Source organism: Rouxiella sp. Mn2063 (assembly GCF_049319665.1).
Taxonomy (GTDB): Bacteria; Pseudomonadota; Gammaproteobacteria; order Enterobacterales; family Enterobacteriaceae; genus JBMOUD01.
Map to the genome: position 1 here is coordinate 109134 of NZ_JBMOUD010000004.1, position 15403 is coordinate 124536.

The window sequence follows — 15403 nt, forward strand, 5'->3', positions numbered from 1 at the left end:
TATACCTTAGCGAACAACGTTGATTTGAACGTCTGCGTAATGAACTGCGCCTGCAAGTTTGCAGGCAACCTGAATTAATGGTGCTTTACGAGCTTCACGATCGGCCTGCGCCTGGCTGGCCAAAAGCGCAGCATAGACGTAATAACCTTTGGTCAAGGTGTCACCTGTATTGATTTGACCAAGCGCTGTGCCACCCCAGATACCCGGCGCGACTAAACCGTTGCTGACGGCTTGATCCAGCGATTGCTCAACATTAGTCAGCAAACGAGTAATACCGGCTTCGGTCTGAGGGATCTTGCTGGTGCTGGTATAAAGCAGATTGAACAGGTTGGTCTGCACATAGTTTTGCAACCAATCCAGGCCGTGACGTTCGTCGAAGAAGTCACCGTTCGCCATCACACCTTGCTCAAGAATGGCGGTATCGTTGGCGTAATAAACGAATACGTTGGCATTTTTACCTTCTAGTGCCTGCGCCTGCGCGGTATTCAGCGCTTCGTAGGTGATAGTCGGTTCTTGTTTGAATTTCAGGGTAATGGTGGTGTTATTACCGTTGAAGTTAACGGTGAAAGCACGACCAAAGGCCGACAGCGCCGCGTATTTGCTAGACGATGAATATTGCACAAAAGCACGGCTAAATTTGCCCGCTTTCAGTTTTGCAGCCAGATCGGTGCTTGAAGATGCGAGCAGCGTTTCTGGCTCTTGCGTGGTAACGGCCAGAATACGGCTAGAACTTGCCGCCTCAATAGCAGCAGCAACGATAAGTACATCGGCATCGGATACCGTTTCAGAATCGGCAATGCCCAATCCGTACCAGCTGTTGTATTGCAATACCGCATTAACCGCCTCAAGCAGCGTTTCCACTTTGCCTTCTTCGCCACTGGCCAGGGTTTTCGCCCAGCGGCCAACGTAGACCTGTGATGGCGCAGGTGATTGTGAGAAGAAGACGCTTGCGGCTTTATACTCTTCACTGGCGATACCAAAATCGGTACCAATATCTGCCGCTGAACTATAGAGGCGAATGCGCTCAGTCAATGGAATAACCGCAGATGAACCCAGAATAAGTAACGCGCCAAAATTGCGCCCAGTGGCCGCTTTAGGTGACATGATGACATCAACCTTCACGACATTAGAAACAGGTAAGCCCTGTGACATAGTTTTACTCTCCAAAATAGGAAACTGATGCAGAAAGAATGGATTTGACCCCGTAAGTGCGGATCAGCTTGCGACGCAAATAAATGGTCATGTCATAACGGCGTATTGCAGGGTCGTCACCCAGTTCAACGGCCGAAATCAGTGCTGTAAATTCACCTAAACTCAGAGAGAGTCGGTTAAGTTCAGCGTTGTTTTGAGAGATATTCAGCCCATCACGAAACTGTGAGCCAATGCTTTGGCTGTCTGGTCCGAAGAAAGACGTCATGCACTCAATTTGCTGATAACGCCACATTTCTGCAGAGTCATCGGTTTGGTTTTCGAAGGCCGGATAGCCTTCATCGTTAATAGAAACCACCTCGAATGCGCACCCGTTGGTATTCGCAGGAAATGGTGATGGCGCAGTGGCAGACCATCGTGGTACCACCTTTCCCTCTTCCAGCCCGGATACGCCTTGAATCCATTGTGTGAGCTTTTTTTCGAGCGTTTGATCATTGTCCGGCGGTACGCTCGTTGGCGTCAGCCAGCCTGCTGTAGTGGTATCGTTACCCACAGTTTTACCTCCCGTTTAAAGGTGAAGTGTTTGAATAGATGACGATGAACGAACGCACTCAGGGAACGGCGCTCGAATGAACGTCGTTGTCGAATAAATAGGAGTGGTCAGTTAGATGTTGATACGATGAGCCGCTAGAAAATAACGGCGTGATGATCAGGCCGCATAGCGAGCAGGATCCAAAAACACAAAAGGCCACCAAATTGGCGGCCTTAGAAACGAAAAAACCTCGGCGGATGCCGAGGTTTTTTTGGCTTAGGTATTAATTACCCAGCTTGGGATTAAAGCTATCCGAGTTTATTCACTTTCGCAAGCACTTTTTTTATTCTTTTTTACGCTTTCTTCATTTCGCTTCTTTAGTACCAGTACGTCGACAATGAGTTGAAGATAGCGACCGTTCGACACACAGAGAAAAGAGAGATTTGGCGGTTCATCACTTATCGCTGCAACGAAAACGCTTGCTTTACATCATTTCCTTGAAGTTTCTCACACAAAAATTTTGCATAGCTTTACATTTTGCATTAGAAATATGCGCCGAATCACAAAACTGGCTGGAGCCTATGATAGTATCCGCCTTTTATTATTGTGTAACACAGCATCGCGCTAGAAACATTTCCGCGCCTGTTTATGGCTACACGACTTTTCAACTACGCGGGCCACAATCCACACTATTCAACAAGGCAACTCCTGAATGAATAACAGCAATCGCTTGATGCTCACTTGGATCAGCTTTTTCTCTTACGCTTTAACCGGCGCTCTGGTGATCGTCACCGGGATGGTAATGGGCGATATCGCAAAATATTTCGATCTGCCTATTTCCAGCATGAGTAATACCTTTACCTTTCTGAATACCGGTATTTTGCTGGCGATTTTCTTAAACGCTTGGCTGATGGAAATCGTACCGTTAAAACGTCAGCTGATTTTCGGCTTTATTTTGATGGTATTAGCCGTAGCAGGCTTGATGACTAGCCACAGCATTACCGTATTCTCCCTGTGTATGTTCATTCTGGGGATTGTCAGCGGTATTACTATGTCTATCGGTACCTTCCTGATTACTCACCTGTACGAAGGACGTCAGCGCGGTTCACGTTTGCTGTTTACCGACTCTTTCTTCAGCATGGCGGGGATGATTTTCCCAATTATCGCCGGGATATTGCTAGCCCGTCAGATCGGTTGGTACTGGGTTTATGCCTGTATCGGCCTGCTGTATGTGGCGATCTTTGTCCTAACGTTGTTCAGCGACTTCCCTGCCCTGGGTAAGAAAAACGCTGCCAAAGGCGAACCCGTCGCAAAAGAAAAATGGGGCGTTGGCGTGCTGTTCCTGTCCATCGCTGCAGGCTGCTATATCCTTGGTCAGTTGGGCTTTATTCAGTGGGTTCCAGAATACGTTACCAAGACCTTTAACATGGATATCAATCAGGCCGGTAAGCTGGTCAGCGATTTCTGGACCTCTTATATGGTCGGTATGTGGGTATTCAGCTTCGTGCTGCGCTTCTTCGACCTGCAACGCATCGTGACTGTATTGGCAGGTTTGGCGACCGTGGCTATGTACCTGTTTGTCTCTACTGACAATCCAGCGCACCTGACTTACTTCATTCTGGGCTTGGGCTTCGTCTCTAGCGCGATTTATACCACTATCATCACACTGGGCTCGCTGCAGACTAAAGTCTCTTCGCCAAAACTGGTCAACTTTATTCTGACTTGCGGCACTGTCGGTACTATGTTGACCTTCGTGGTCACTGGACCAATCGTGGCAAAATCTGGCGCACACGCGGCTCTAAGCACCGCGAATGGCCTTTATCTGGTGGTGTTCGTGATGACTTTACTGCTGGGCTTTGTAACCAGACATCGCAGCCACGGCCATCATTAAATACGTTTGATTGACCGCGTTTAACGCATTACGTAACAGGGCATAAAGTTCGCTTTATGCCCTTTTCTTTTGCACGAATGAATTCCTATCAACCCAGCGGCAGCGCCATAATAATGGCATCTTCGCGGCCTTGCGCGGCGGGATAGTAATTGCGGCGGATAGAGACTTCGTTAAAGCCAAAACTGTCGTACAACGCAATAGCGCCGCGATTGGAAGCACGAACTTCCAGCCACAGCGTAAAGACATTACGCGGTGCTAGCTGTTCGATAATCGATTGCAGCAGCTCGCGGCCTAATCCTTTGCGCTGAAACGCCGGATCAACCGCGATATTAAATAACGTGGCTTCATCAAGGACGATTTGCACAATGGCAAATCCTGCCATCTTCCCTTGATGTTCCAGCTTAAGATTTAAATAGCGGTCGCCTTGATTGCTGGCGAGAGTCTTTTCCGTCCACGGGAAAGCGTGACTGGCTTGTTCTATTTCAAACGCGCGAGCCAGATCGGCGGGATTCAGGGTAGAAATGTTGTTCATTTTCACAAATCTGCTGCCATAGCGCCCGTTTGGCGCTGGCGTCTTGATAAAGCTCGGCTAAAGCCGGGCTGGATAACTGAGAACCCGCGAGCGCCAAAGGTTCGCTGATGCCCAATCGCCAGGTGTTGCAGCGCAGATCGGCTGGCAACATAGTGACTTGTTCCGGCGTCAGGTACATGACCTGTTGCGTGGCAAGGTCGAGGCTGCGAATCACATCATTAATCAAAGGATCGTCAGCCAACGGCGGCACATCGGCAACGATCAATAACCGGGTATCTTCCGGCAGACTTACCGCCACTTCCCCCAGTAAAACCGTCGGTCTGCGCAGCGTCCACTGGGTAATTCCCAATTGCTGTAACAGCCAGTCACGCCTTGTTGCCATCTCTTTTCCTGCCTGTTATCGACCCCTTATGCGGCGCTATGCTAGCAAACACATCGAACGCGCGCCAATAAACCTCTATAATCCCGAGTCATATTCCTGAGGAGCCAGAAACTGATGTCTGCATTAACCCCGGCCAGCGAAGTATTACTGCGCCATACTGACGAATTTACCGGCCGTCGCGTGCTGTTTGCCGGCGACCTGCAAGATGACCTGCCAACCGACTTTGATGCTGAAGAAGTACGGGTTCACACCAACCAATATCACCATTGGCAGATGCTGGACAAATCTCTGCAAGAGAACGTGCAGTTCAGCCTGTTGGCTGATGCCGAGTTTATCTCGCCAAGCGATCTGCTGATTTATTACTGGCCGAAGAGCAAACAGGAAGCCAAATTCCAGCTGTTTAATCTGCTGTCGCAGTTGCCAGTCGGCATCGATGTTTTCGTAATCGGAGAAAACCGCAGCGGCGTACGCAGCGCGGAAACTATCCTCGAAGGCCTGTGCGAACTGAGCAAAGTCGATAGCGCCCGCCGCTGTGGTTTATATCACGGGCGCTTAGAGAAACAGCCAGAGTTTGACCCAGAAGGCTGGTGGCAAGATTACATGGTGGAAGAGGTGACCATCAAAACCCTGCCGGGCGTATTCAGCCAAGACGGATTGGATAGCGGCAGTCTGCTGTTGATCAATACCTTTGAAGAGCCGATTAAAGGCAAAGTGCTGGATATCGCCTGCGGTTCCGGCGTGTTGGCTTCGGTACTGGCCACCTATTCGCCGAAAATGAAGGTCACGCTGAGTGATGTCAGTGCTGCGGCACTGGAAGCCAGCCGTGCAACGCTGGAAGCCAACGGCCTGCAAGGGGAAGTGATTGCCAGTAACGTCTATTCCGACATTAAAGGCCGCTTTGACCTGATTATCTCCAACCCGCCGTTCCACGAAGGGCTGCAAACCAGCTTGCACGCCGCAGAAATGCTGATCCGCGGTGCGGTTAACCATCTAAATATCGGTGGGCAATTGCGTATCGTGGCTAACGCTTTCCTGCCTTACGCAACGTTGCTGGATGCCGCTTTCGGCAGCCACGAAGTGCTGGCACAGAATGGACGCTTTAAGGTCTATCAGGCGACTCGTGGCCGTCCACCACGTGATCCTAAGAAGAAACGCTAATTAGGTATCTAACAGCGTTATCATCTCGGGCTGATAGTGTTCCAAAGCTGCGGCTCCGGAGGATAAAGCGCTTCTATCGCCGCGATTTCGGCTTCACTCAGGGAGACATCAAGCGCGGCGATGTTCTCCTGTAATTAATGACAACATTGTGCCAAAGATTGGCACAATGTTGTCACCGCACGACAATATCCAAGGTCAACGACATCCAAGGTCAACTGCATCCAAGCTCATCAATATCGTTTTTTCCTCGCTAAGCCCCTAAATGAAAGAAATCTGCTGCTTTTTACGCCAAACGCCAGCAATAGCCTAAATAAGTATTGACGCTAGGGTTAAAACCTCTAGAATTCGGCTCCGTGGTTGTCTTAGTCGTAACATAAAATGTTCACGAATAAGTCATGGAATGCGAAGGTGGCGGAATTGGTAGACGCGCTAGCTTCAGGTGTTAGTGTCCTTACGGACGTGAGGGTTCAAGTCCCTCTCTTCGCACCAAACAATCACGAGATTTATATTGCACAGCACAATGCGATGGTGGCGGAATTGGTAGACGCGCTAGCTTCAGGTGTTAGTGTTCTTACGGACGTGAGGGTTCAAGTCCCTCCCTTCGCACCAAGCTGGTGATATAAATCGACGTAGTAAAATCAACGCAATAAGAAAGAAATCATCTGTGCGAAGGTGGCGGAATTGGTAGACGCGCTAGCTTCAGGTGTTAGTGTTCTTACGGACGTGAGGGTTCAAGTCCCTCTCTTCGCACCACATGATTCTTTCCACGTCTTCAGTTTGTAGAATCCCACACCGATATATCCTTTTTAAGCATCCTGTCTGCTGCTGTTGTGATCAGCAGGACAAAGTTGTCATTAATTACATCAAATTAAAGTTAACCGATACCGCCGCAATCCCACCTGCCAGCGCCATAAATGAAGGCAACAACACATAATGTCTGAGTTTGCTGTTAAACAACATCAGCAATGTTGCCAGCATAGAAACGATCACCAAGACGCGCAGTTGACCAAGGCTAAGATTCGCCAACGCCAGGAATGGCAGCAATGCACAAGGCAACAATACGCCCCAGGCACTGGCAAGGCGCTTACCTAAACACCAGCTGACTCCCCATAAACCACATGCTGTAACCATCGCTGCAATCATGTTGTTACCCCACCCAAAAACGATAATGATAACCAATATCATATAATAGCTTTTCTCATTACGCATTATTTTCAGCATAAATCCATATCGCGAATTCGATGTCACTATTTTGTCTTTAATATCAATTAACTAGATAAAAATCAGCAGGGAGAATGTGGCTTTTTGAGGTGTAATTCATGGCCTGTCGATGAAAAAACAGGCCATTATTAGGTATGACAGGGTTTATACCCAAAATAATTGGCGTTGCATCAAGGCGGCAAGGGAATACATCCCGATGAGCTTACTTAGGTAAGTGATTCGGGTAAGTAACCGCAGGCAACGTCAAGTATGATGGTTTTACTTAGCTAATGCCGCAAAGACCTCTTCAATGGCAACCGCCCCCGGATCTTTCACGCCTTTTAAGCTCGCGCTGCTCAGGTAAGATGAGCGACCCGCGTTGGCTTTCTTCATCGTTGAGGTGGCCTTCGCCCCTTTGGCTGCCGCTGCCGCCGCCGCTTTTATATCACCTGGTTTATGGTGCAGAGCCTCAAGCGCCGGTTGCAAGGCATCGATCAAGGTACGATCGCCCAGATCCGCGCCGCCGTAATGTTTCATTCTGGCTAGCCCAAACAGTAAGGACTCGGACAACTCGCTACCTTCACTGACTTTTTGTCCGGCTGCAGTAAAGAAGATAGACATTAATACGCCGCTAGAACCGCCCATCACCGTCGCCAGACGATCGCCGATAACGTTAAATAATGCGGCCAGATCGTTTAACGGTAATTTTTTCTCTTTATGCAGATCCAGCACATCTTTCGCTCCTGAAGCAAACGTCGAACCGGTATCGCCATCGCCCACTTTAGCATCGAGTTTATTCAGCTCACCTTCCAGTCCAACCAACGTTTTGGCGACCGTTGCCACAATTTCGCCGACCTGCTTGTTAGCCGAGGCTTTTACTTTGCCTTTCTCGGCAATTTTTTTGGCTTTCACAGTAGGTAATGCCTGCAGCTTCACCAACGGCTGCCATCCGGCCACTTCGACCTCGGCCAGCAGTGCCTGCTCAAAAGCTTTGTTCAGCACAATAGCTGACAAGGAGAAACCTTTCATATCCAATGCACTGACTAACGCCGCCGGGCCAATCAGATAACGAATGGCCGGTTCCAGGTCGGAATGCACTAACTCTTTAGTGATCTGGCTCATTTCTAGCGGAGAAACGCCGCCTAAATTGTTCACCAGCACCGCCAGTTTGTCTTTTTTCTTCAACGACGCTTGTAGCTTCTCGACCATTTTGGCGATGATTTTTTTACTGTTGTGCGTCTTGATGATCGACACGCCCGGCTCGCCGTGAATACCTAATCCCAGCTCGACATGGCCGTTAGCAATGCGCGATGCCCCATCGTCGTCAGCAACATCGCCCGGCAAGTGGCAACCGGTCATCGCCACGCCAATGCTGCGGGTTGCTGCAATCGCCTGCTGAGCAAATTCGGTAACCTGTTGCAAGCTCTGTCCATGTTCGGCGGCATAACCGGCAATTTTATGCACCAATGCTGTTCCCGCAATACCGCGTGGCTGCTTGTTATCTGGCAAGGAGATATCGTCAGACACCATCACCAGTTCAACGTCGTAACCGAGAGTTTTGGCTTTCTCAGCCGCCAAACCAAAGTTCAGGCGATCGCCGGTGTAGTTTTTGACGATCAACAGACAGCCCGCTTTGCCGGTTACTGCCACAATCGCACTGAGTACCGCATCCACACTAGGAGAAGCAAAAACATCACCGCATACTGCCGCGGTCAACATGCCTTTACCGACAAAACCAACGTGTGCAGGTTCATGGCCGGAGCCACCGCCGGAGATCAACGCGACCTTTTTCTTATCCCAATCGCTACGCACCACCACTCGAATTGCCGTATCCGCATCCAGCTTGGCCAGATTCTTAAAGGGTGATGTGAGTATCGCCCCTTCAATCACATCATTAATCAGATTCTTGCGGTCATTCATAAAAAATGTAGACATAGCCTCGGATCCTTTAGCGTTTGCATGAAGTCATCAGTTATCCAAATATAACGAAGAAAAGATAGCACGGCGGAAAACGACCGGGTTGCCTGGAAGAGCGAAAACCATCTGATTGATAACAACCAGACATTGCTAACTGGGCAAGAAACATCGAGAGAAAAATAAGACAGGTCACCCGACGATTAATACTAGCCGTCGGGTGAATAATTATCAGAAGGGAAAACCTAGCTTGTGAGCCTAATCAGAAAATCTGTGACATATTCAGTTGACTCATCAGCAACGCGTTATCGCTGTAGTCAACCGGGATAGCAACCACCGCAGGGCCTTGCACATCCATCGCCGCACGCAGCGTTGATTCCAGCGTTTCAGATGAGGTCACCGAAAAGCCTTTAGCGCCAAAGGCTTCGGCATAAGCTTTGAAATCAATCGGACCAAATTGAATGCCTGAGGTACGGTTGTATTTCTTCTCTTCCTGGATTGCCACCATGTTATAGGCTTCATCCACCCAGATAATATGCAGCATATTGATGCCAAGACGCACCGCCGTTTCCAGCTCCATGCTCGATTGCATGAAACCACCGTCGCCCGACACCGATACCACTTTACGGCTTGGATCAACCAAGGCTGCGCCAATCGCCCAAGGCAGCGCGACGCCCATGGTTTGTTGACCATTAGAGATCAATACCTGACGCGCACGGAAGCTATATAAGTAGCGGGCAATCCAGATATGGAAGCTGCCCATATCTACGCACAGGGTGACATCGCTGTTGACGATATCCTGCATCGCACGCACCAAACGTAACGGGTGAATCGCAAACTGAGACAAATTTTGGCCTTTCTGTGCCAACAACCGACGTTGTTCACTGCGATCGGCAAGAATAGAAGCCGAGGTGGTGCTTAGTTCAAACGCTCGCGGCACCAGATCTGTCAGTAAATCAATGGTATCAGCGATGTCCCCAATCAGTTCAACATCAGGCTGATAGTCGCTATCGGCTTCAGCTGGCATCACATCAATATGTACCAATTCAGCGCTGCCATTACTCCATTTTTCTGGTTCGTATTCAACCGGGCTATAACCGATGGTCACGACTAAGTCAGCCTGTTGCAACAAGCGGTCACCCGCCTGATTGTTAAACAGGCCAACGCGGCCAGCAAAACGGGTAAAGTGCTCTTGATCGATAACACCTGCGGCCTGATAAGTACTGGTTACTGGCAGTTTGCTTTTTGCTAACAGGCGGCGAATCGCTTCGGCATTACGTGGCTGGCTGGCCATTAATCCCAACAACAACACCGGATTTTTCGCTTTTTCCAACGCATCCGCCACTTCACGTACTGAAGAGAGCGGCGCGCTACCTAATGTCGGTGGGCGAACAGTCAGTGCATGACCATAGGCCGGTTCATTAACGATATCCATCGGCAGGCTGATAAATGCCGCGCCAGGACGGCCAAACTCTGCGGCGCGGAAACCGTTAGCCAGCACTTCGGATATCGCCGATGGCGAGGTCACTTCTGCCGAATATTTAGTTACCGGTTTAAATATGCTGACGGTGTCCATTGTCTGGTGGACTTGTTTGAGGTGATGAGCGCGTTTTACCGCCCCACCTAACGCCACCATCGGATCGCCTTCGGAGTTAGCCGTTGCTACGCCAGTTACCAAATTCGAACAACCAGGCCCAGAGGTCACCAACGCCACCCCAGCTTTACCGGTTAAACGCCCGACCGCCGTTGCCATAAAAGCAGCATTGGCTTCATGACGCACAGGCACGGTGATAATTGAAGAATCCACGAGTGAATCAAAGACGCGGTCGATTTTTGCGCCCGGGATCCCAAAGACATGTTTTACGCCCTGTGCTTCTAATTGCGCGACAACCAGATCCGCACCACATTTCCACTCTTTGTTTTGTTCAGGATTTTTCATTGCTTGGTCTCTCTAAAATAGAATTTGCTTGTCACTCAGCAGCATTAGCTTTTAATAACGCGTGATTTTAATAGCCTGCATTTCAAGGATTAGCTTTCAACGGCACGGATGGCTTCGTTGAGGTTTTCAGGCGATAAATCGGCGTTTTTAAAATCTTGGTCTTTCGGGAAATCAACGATCAGTTTTTCAATAGTGCCGAAGGTCAGTTTTCCGCTTAGCACTTGGTAATCCAGCACATGGCCGCCGCTTTCACGCTGGTCAGTAATAAAATGTTCGTGGTAACCCGCCACGTTGACCCCTTGCATATACTCAGGGGTACGGAAGCCAATCAGCACGCCTTCACGCGCTTTAATATGGAAAATTGGCTGCTGTTCTACTGCCTGTAACATCGGCTTATAAGGACGGGTTTGCTTTGGTACTGTGCGGGTATCAACCAGACTGAAATTACCTTCGATACGCAAGGCACAGAACAGATTGTCACTGCGAACATGCTCATCAATGATTTGGTGGATCTCTTCGCGACTATGCAAACGATCAATGTGGTATTCGTCGGTTGGATTAAAGAAAGTCATCACGGCGAAAGGGGTTTTCTGATCGGGCGCTGCACGGCGCGCGGTGCCATCTGCACGCAGTTGGAAGATATTGCTGTCGAAGGCTATCAGCTCACCGTCAAGGTCGTTAAATGTCCCCAGACCGAAGTCACCGTGCTCAAGCAGCTCGGTCATGGTGGTATTGCCTTCATAAACGCCACTGAGTAGCGCGCTCATCAATGAGACTTGATAAATAACGCTCTCCGGGTGTTCTTGTTGGTAACGCATGGCACTTTTGGCGATATTTTCCACACAAGAACAGCCGTGAAGATGGGATTTCATGGTAAGGCTCCAATAAGAATTGTTTAACCATTTCTTATTAGATGTTGACTCCATTCAGTTCACAGTTCCAATATAGACATCTATACTCTTTGAGACGTTTTTGATATGGAACTGCGCCATCTTCGCTATTTCGTCACGGTCGCCCAAGCGGGCAATTTTACCCGCGCCGCAGAACAGCTGGGTATTTCCCAGCCTCCCCTTAGCCAACAGATCCAGCGGCTAGAACATGAAATCGGTGCGCCGTTGTTAAAACGCCTGACTCGTAGCATCGAACTGACGCCTGCCGGAGAAAGCTTATTTCAAGATGCCTGCCAGATTTTGTCGTTAAGCGATGCCGCCGCTGAACGTGCCCGCAGCATCGCTCGCGGAATGAGGGGGGTGTTAAGAATTGGTTTTGCAGGTTCTACCGCGTTTAATCCACAAGTATTTTCTTTGCTGCATCGTTATCGCGAATCCCATCCCGACGTTGAGTTACACCCGAGCGAACAAGGCATGTCGACGCTGTTAACTTCATTAGGGGAAAGCAAAGTGGACGTGGCGTTTATACGTTTACCCTGCCAACGCAGCCAGGAATTCAGCTATCAGGTGATTGATAACGAAGAGATGCTGGTAGCTTTACCCAACGGGCATCCGCTGAGTCAAAACGACAGCATTGCCTTAGCTGAACTTCAGCATGAAACACTGATCACCTTCCCACAAGATGTCGCACCAGGTTTATACAGCAGCATTATCAATGCTTGCATGGAAGCCGGATTCACACCAATTTTAGGCCAACAATCCCCGCAAGTGACCTCGGCAATTAGCATGGTTGCCACCGGCTTCGGTTACGCTATCGTCCCGGCATCATTGAGCAAAATCGATCAAGGCCATGTCACCTTTTTGCCAATAAAAGACATTGCGCTGAAGACACAAGTCGCACTAGCCTGGCGACGGCACAGCAAAGCGGCACAACCCATGTTAAATTTGCTGTAAATACGATGTGGCATCCACATCACATTTACAGGTTTGGTGCAGGTTCGGCCGCTTGTTAATAAACGAGAATATATCAGCATAGCCGAACGCACACGGCAAGATACGCTATTAAGAGTCAAAAGATTGAAGGTCAACGGATACTTGAATAGCTTCCCTGAACCTCATCAAGAACACCTTTCCTTTATATGGCCTGCCACTCGTTGATCAATGTATTGACCAATTCAGCGGCGGGCATTTCGCGAATCAGTGCTGCGCCTTGCCCGGCCCACTGGGCACCGTATCCATGATCCCCTTTGGCGGCGGCCGCGCTGGCAAGCGCTTTTCCTAATGCGTAGGTCAATGGATAAGGAGGAATATTCTCTTTGGCGATATCACGAGAAAAACGACAGAAATCATTATCAAGACAGCGGGCCGGCCGACCAGAGATAGCCGATATCATCTGCGTATTAGTGGCTTGTTCGCTACGTAAAGCTTCACGATAGGCGTCATTGGCAGCAGACTCTGGACATAATACAAAAGCGGTACCCATCTGCACGCCAGCGACTCCCAGCGCCAGCATCGCCGCGATGCCTGCACCATCCATAATGCCGCCTGCGGCAATAACTGGCGTCGAGGTCACCTTCTTTATCGCCTGTACCAGAGTAAAGGTGCTCATCTGTCGATCGTCATCGTGTAAATCAAACTGGCCACGATGCCCGCCCGCTTCATAGCCCTGCGCCACAATAAAATCGATCTGACTTTCGGCAATCAACTGCGCTTCACGCGGATCGGTTGCCGTGGCAAAAGTGATAATGCCTTGCGCTTTTAGCTGCGCAATAAAGGCGGCGGATGGCAACCCAAAGTGAAAACTCACCACATCAGGGCGCAAGGCCAACAACACCGCTAACATGCGTTGATTATCATGAAACGTCTGGTAAATTTCAGACAACTCGACGGGTAATGCAGCCTTATAGCGACTAAAAAGCCCGGCAAAACGCTGTATCCATTTCTGCTCCAATGGTTCGTTTCGTTGTACCGCCCCGTGACAAAACACATTTACATTAATCGGCCCAGAGGTTAGCGACTGCGTTTTTTTGATCATCGCCTCCGCTTGTTCCGGCGTAGACGCGCCCACGCTGATAGAACCCAGTCCACCAGCATTACTCACCGCGGCGGCAAGCTCAGGCGTCGATACGCCAGCCATCGGAGCCTGTACCAACGGATACTGCAAATTAAGAGTTTTACACAACGCGGTTTTCATTTTTCTTATACCTGCTTGAACTCAATGTAGGGTGGTTCATAAAATCTCTTACCCAGACATAAAGATCAACGCCGTTCGCCAAATGAACATGAAAGATCAACGACGCCGCAGCGGAGGAGTTTTTGAAAACAGCAAATATTGCGACGAGAGAGGATATTGGCGGAATATCACGGATATAAAAAAGCCAGTGCATTGCTGCACTGGCCTTTGACGCTATCCGATAAATCCAGGATTAGAAATCGTAGAACACGGTAACGAAGGTTTGATCTGGCTGCTTATCGCTTGATGCTGTGAAGGTACGCTCAACATACACAGACAGACCGTAACCAATGGTGGTACCCACACCCACGTAAGTGTGGTTCGCATGGTAATCGTCTTGGCCTTTCAGCTGTAAGGAGTCAACCGCAACGTAAGGCTGGATAGATTTCAGGTAATGCTTGTCGATGTTGAAGGTATAGCCACCGAACGCTTCCAGGCCATAGCCGCTACCCGCGAAGTAACGACTTAAAGTCGTATGCTGGCTTGGTATGAAATCTTTGTAGTAGCTGGCAGTCGTCACCAAATACCAGTTGTTCGGTGTCCAGGTCAACGCGGTACCAGACAGCTGCTGGTGATACTCTTTCTCGTTATTACCAGCATCTTTCATGTAAGCATCAGTCAGACTGTATGCACCGCTCAAGGTCAGGTCTTTAGTAATTTTATAATCCAGACCCAAGCCACCACCGTTAGTACGACGGTAGTTCAAACCGCTCCCATCAGGAAGTTCACTTTGTGGCAACAGATAGTTAGCCGTCAGCGTTACTGGGCCAAAATCGTTGGTATATTTGATACTGTTCTTCGCACGGCCACCGCCATCATAGCTAGGGTTGATCCCCATAGAATCGCCAGAGGCAAGACCATCGTTATCCCAAACGTCACTTTTAATCCCGATGACAGAATAATAAACACCGTATTGTTGACCATAGGTCAAGGTACCGAAACGGTCGTCTTTAACACCTGCGTATAATTGACGCTTGTTCTTGATATTGCTGCCTTCTGGATAACGACCATCCATGCCCAGCAGATGAGCCATGTTTACACCCAGCTCATAATAGCCGATGAAAGAAGTGTGATCGTCGAGCTTGTAGTCAGCGCCGAACTTGAAACGAGAACCGCCATCGTGACCTTTACGGGCATCACCTTTGCCATTGTTATTAAATGACCACTCAGGACGGATACTTCCGCCGACGGTCAGGCTCAGAGGAGCCAACAAAGAGTTGCTCTGAGGATTTTTATCTAAAACTGTAATCGCAGCCTGCGCATTTGCAGACAGCGCGGATAAAACCACGCCGCCAATCATCATTGATGTAGTAAACTTGCTCATAAAATCACCCTGTCTTTTGTTTTATTATTTTGTTTCTTGATTAAACGTGGCATTTCGCCACTGACAGAGATTTAACATAGCCGGGTCAGGCGGAAAAGAATAAATTCAGCGAGGCTTGTCACCACACTGCAATATTATCGCTCGCAAATCATCCATTAATATTTCAATACGTAACTATTTGAAATAAAAAAACAAACGCAGGGTTGTTTTATGCCCGTTGCGGTCATTTTTAAATCAAACCGGGCATTCAAGAAAGTTC

13 protein-coding genes and 3 tRNA genes are annotated in these 15403 nt (G+C 49.2%); 6 read left to right on the forward strand and 10 right to left on the reverse strand.

What is annotated here, in order from left to right; translation table 11 throughout:
- Window positions 1-6: 6 nt before the first annotated feature.
- Both ACL9RG_RS08010 and ACL9RG_RS08015 read right to left on the reverse strand, forming a co-directional pair.
- Window positions 7-1152, reverse strand: coding sequence for a DUF3383 family protein (locus tag ACL9RG_RS08010; protein WP_422792074.1), 1146 nt, complete (start codon window positions 1150-1152; stop codon window positions 7-9).
- 4 nt (window positions 1153-1156) lie between these two features.
- Window positions 1157-1702, reverse strand: coding sequence for a phage neck terminator protein (locus ACL9RG_RS08015; protein ID WP_422792075.1), 546 nt, complete (start codon window positions 1700-1702; stop codon window positions 1157-1159).
- Between the two features lie 691 nt (window positions 1703-2393).
- Between ACL9RG_RS08015 and tsgA the strand changes: the two genes are divergently transcribed.
- Window positions 2394-3572: an MFS transporter TsgA gene (gene tsgA / locus ACL9RG_RS08020; RefSeq protein ID WP_422792076.1), complete on the forward strand. Its 1179-nt coding sequence runs from the start codon at window positions 2394-2396 to the stop codon at window positions 3570-3572.
- A gap of 88 nt (window positions 3573-3660) precedes the next feature.
- Here tsgA and rimI read toward each other — a convergent pair whose 3' ends face one another.
- Both rimI and ACL9RG_RS08030 read right to left on the reverse strand, forming a co-directional pair.
- The gene (gene rimI, locus ACL9RG_RS08025; RefSeq protein ID WP_422792077.1) at window positions 3661-4104 is read right to left on the reverse strand and encodes a ribosomal protein S18-alanine N-acetyltransferase; all 444 of its coding nucleotides are present in this window, start codon (window positions 4102-4104) and stop codon (window positions 3661-3663) included.
- The gene (locus ACL9RG_RS08030) at window positions 4055-4486 is read right to left on the reverse strand and encodes a DNA polymerase III subunit psi (protein ID WP_422792078.1); all 432 of its coding nucleotides are present in this window, start codon (window positions 4484-4486) and stop codon (window positions 4055-4057) included. Before ACL9RG_RS08030 ends, rimI begins: the two co-directional genes overlap by 50 nt.
- Before the next feature lie 114 nt (window positions 4487-4600).
- Here ACL9RG_RS08030 and rsmC point away from each other — a divergent pair, with 114 nt between their 5' ends.
- From rsmC to ACL9RG_RS08050, 4 genes are all read left to right on the forward strand, one after another.
- Window positions 4601-5644 (forward strand): 16S rRNA (guanine(1207)-N(2))-methyltransferase RsmC, encoded by a 1044-nt coding sequence (rsmC, locus tag ACL9RG_RS08035; protein WP_422792079.1) that lies wholly within the window; start codon window positions 4601-4603, stop codon window positions 5642-5644.
- Between the two features lie 402 nt (window positions 5645-6046).
- Window positions 6047-6133, forward strand: a tRNA-Leu gene (locus ACL9RG_RS08040).
- Window positions 6134-6166: 33 nt separating this feature from the next.
- Window positions 6167-6253: transfer RNA gene (locus tag ACL9RG_RS08045), tRNA-Leu, on the forward strand.
- 57 nt (window positions 6254-6310) lie between these two features.
- Window positions 6311-6397: transfer RNA gene (locus ACL9RG_RS08050), tRNA-Leu, on the forward strand.
- Window positions 6398-6502: 105 nt separating this feature from the next.
- On the opposite strand, the gene ACL9RG_RS08055 is transcribed toward ACL9RG_RS08050, so the two are convergent.
- The 4 genes from ACL9RG_RS08055 to budA all read right to left on the reverse strand — a co-directional run bounded on the left by ACL9RG_RS08055 (window position 6503) and on the right by budA (window position 11569).
- Window positions 6503-6787, reverse strand: coding sequence for a DUF1435 domain-containing protein (locus tag ACL9RG_RS08055; protein ID WP_422792080.1), 285 nt, complete (start codon window positions 6785-6787; stop codon window positions 6503-6505).
- Window positions 6788-7123: 336 nt separating this feature from the next.
- Complete coding sequence (locus ACL9RG_RS08060) at window positions 7124-8779, reverse strand: dihydroxyacetone kinase subunit DhaK (protein WP_422792081.1); 1656 nt, start codon at window positions 8777-8779, stop codon at window positions 7124-7126.
- A gap of 241 nt (window positions 8780-9020) precedes the next feature.
- Window positions 9021-10697 (reverse strand): acetolactate synthase AlsS, encoded by a 1677-nt coding sequence (gene alsS / locus ACL9RG_RS08065; RefSeq protein WP_422792082.1) that lies wholly within the window; start codon window positions 10695-10697, stop codon window positions 9021-9023.
- 89 nt (window positions 10698-10786) lie between these two features.
- A complete protein-coding gene (gene budA, locus ACL9RG_RS08070; protein WP_422792083.1) occupies window positions 10787-11569 on the reverse strand; it encodes an acetolactate decarboxylase in 783 nt (260 codons plus the stop codon).
- A gap of 105 nt (window positions 11570-11674) precedes the next feature.
- Here budA and ACL9RG_RS08075 point away from each other — a divergent pair, with 105 nt between their 5' ends.
- Window positions 11675-12541, forward strand: coding sequence for a LysR family transcriptional regulator (locus tag ACL9RG_RS08075; protein WP_422792084.1), 867 nt, complete (start codon window positions 11675-11677; stop codon window positions 12539-12541).
- A gap of 181 nt (window positions 12542-12722) precedes the next feature.
- Here ACL9RG_RS08075 and ACL9RG_RS08080 read toward each other — a convergent pair whose 3' ends face one another.
- Together ACL9RG_RS08080 and ACL9RG_RS08085 are read right to left on the reverse strand one after the other, a co-directional pair.
- Window positions 12723-13781, reverse strand: a complete 1059-nt coding sequence (locus ACL9RG_RS08080; protein WP_422792085.1) for an NAD(P)H-dependent flavin oxidoreductase — start codon at window positions 13779-13781, stop codon at window positions 12723-12725.
- A 232-nt stretch (window positions 13782-14013) separates the two neighbouring features.
- The gene (locus ACL9RG_RS08085; RefSeq protein ID WP_422792086.1) at window positions 14014-15144 is read right to left on the reverse strand and encodes a porin; all 1131 of its coding nucleotides are present in this window, start codon (window positions 15142-15144) and stop codon (window positions 14014-14016) included.
- Window positions 15145-15403 lie beyond the last annotated feature (259 nt).

Excerpts from the sequence above, each read along its gene's own strand:
- ACL9RG_RS08010 (WP_422792074.1), bottom strand. The coding sequence starts at position 1,152 with ATGTCACAGGGCTTACCTGTTTCTAATGTCGTGAAGGTTGATGTCATC.
- tsgA (WP_422792076.1), top strand. The coding sequence starts at position 2,394 with ATGAATAACAGCAATCGCTTGATGCTCACTTGGATCAGCTTTTTCTCT.
- rimI (WP_422792077.1), bottom strand. The coding sequence starts at position 4,104 with ATGAACAACATTTCTACCCTGAATCCCGCCGATCTGGCTCGCGCGTTT.
- ACL9RG_RS08030 (WP_422792078.1), bottom strand. The coding sequence starts at position 4,486 with ATGGCAACAAGGCGTGACTGGCTGTTACAGCAATTGGGAATTACCCAG.
- rsmC (WP_422792079.1), top strand. The coding sequence starts at position 4,601 with ATGTCTGCATTAACCCCGGCCAGCGAAGTATTACTGCGCCATACTGAC.
- ACL9RG_RS08055 (WP_422792080.1), bottom strand. The coding sequence starts at position 6,787 with ATGATTGCAGCGATGGTTACAGCATGTGGTTTATGGGGAGTCAGCTGG.
- ACL9RG_RS08060 (WP_422792081.1), bottom strand. The coding sequence starts at position 8,779 with ATGTCTACATTTTTTATGAATGACCGCAAGAATCTGATTAATGATGTG.
- alsS (WP_422792082.1), bottom strand. The coding sequence starts at position 10,697 with ATGAAAAATCCTGAACAAAACAAAGAGTGGAAATGTGGTGCGGATCTG.
- budA (WP_422792083.1), bottom strand. The coding sequence starts at position 11,569 with ATGAAATCCCATCTTCACGGCTGTTCTTGTGTGGAAAATATCGCCAAA.
- ACL9RG_RS08075 (WP_422792084.1), top strand. The coding sequence starts at position 11,675 with ATGGAACTGCGCCATCTTCGCTATTTCGTCACGGTCGCCCAAGCGGGC.
- ACL9RG_RS08080 (WP_422792085.1), bottom strand. The coding sequence starts at position 13,781 with ATGAAAACCGCGTTGTGTAAAACTCTTAATTTGCAGTATCCGTTGGTA.
- ACL9RG_RS08085 (WP_422792086.1), bottom strand. The coding sequence starts at position 15,144 with ATGAGCAAGTTTACTACATCAATGATGATTGGCGGCGTGGTTTTATCC.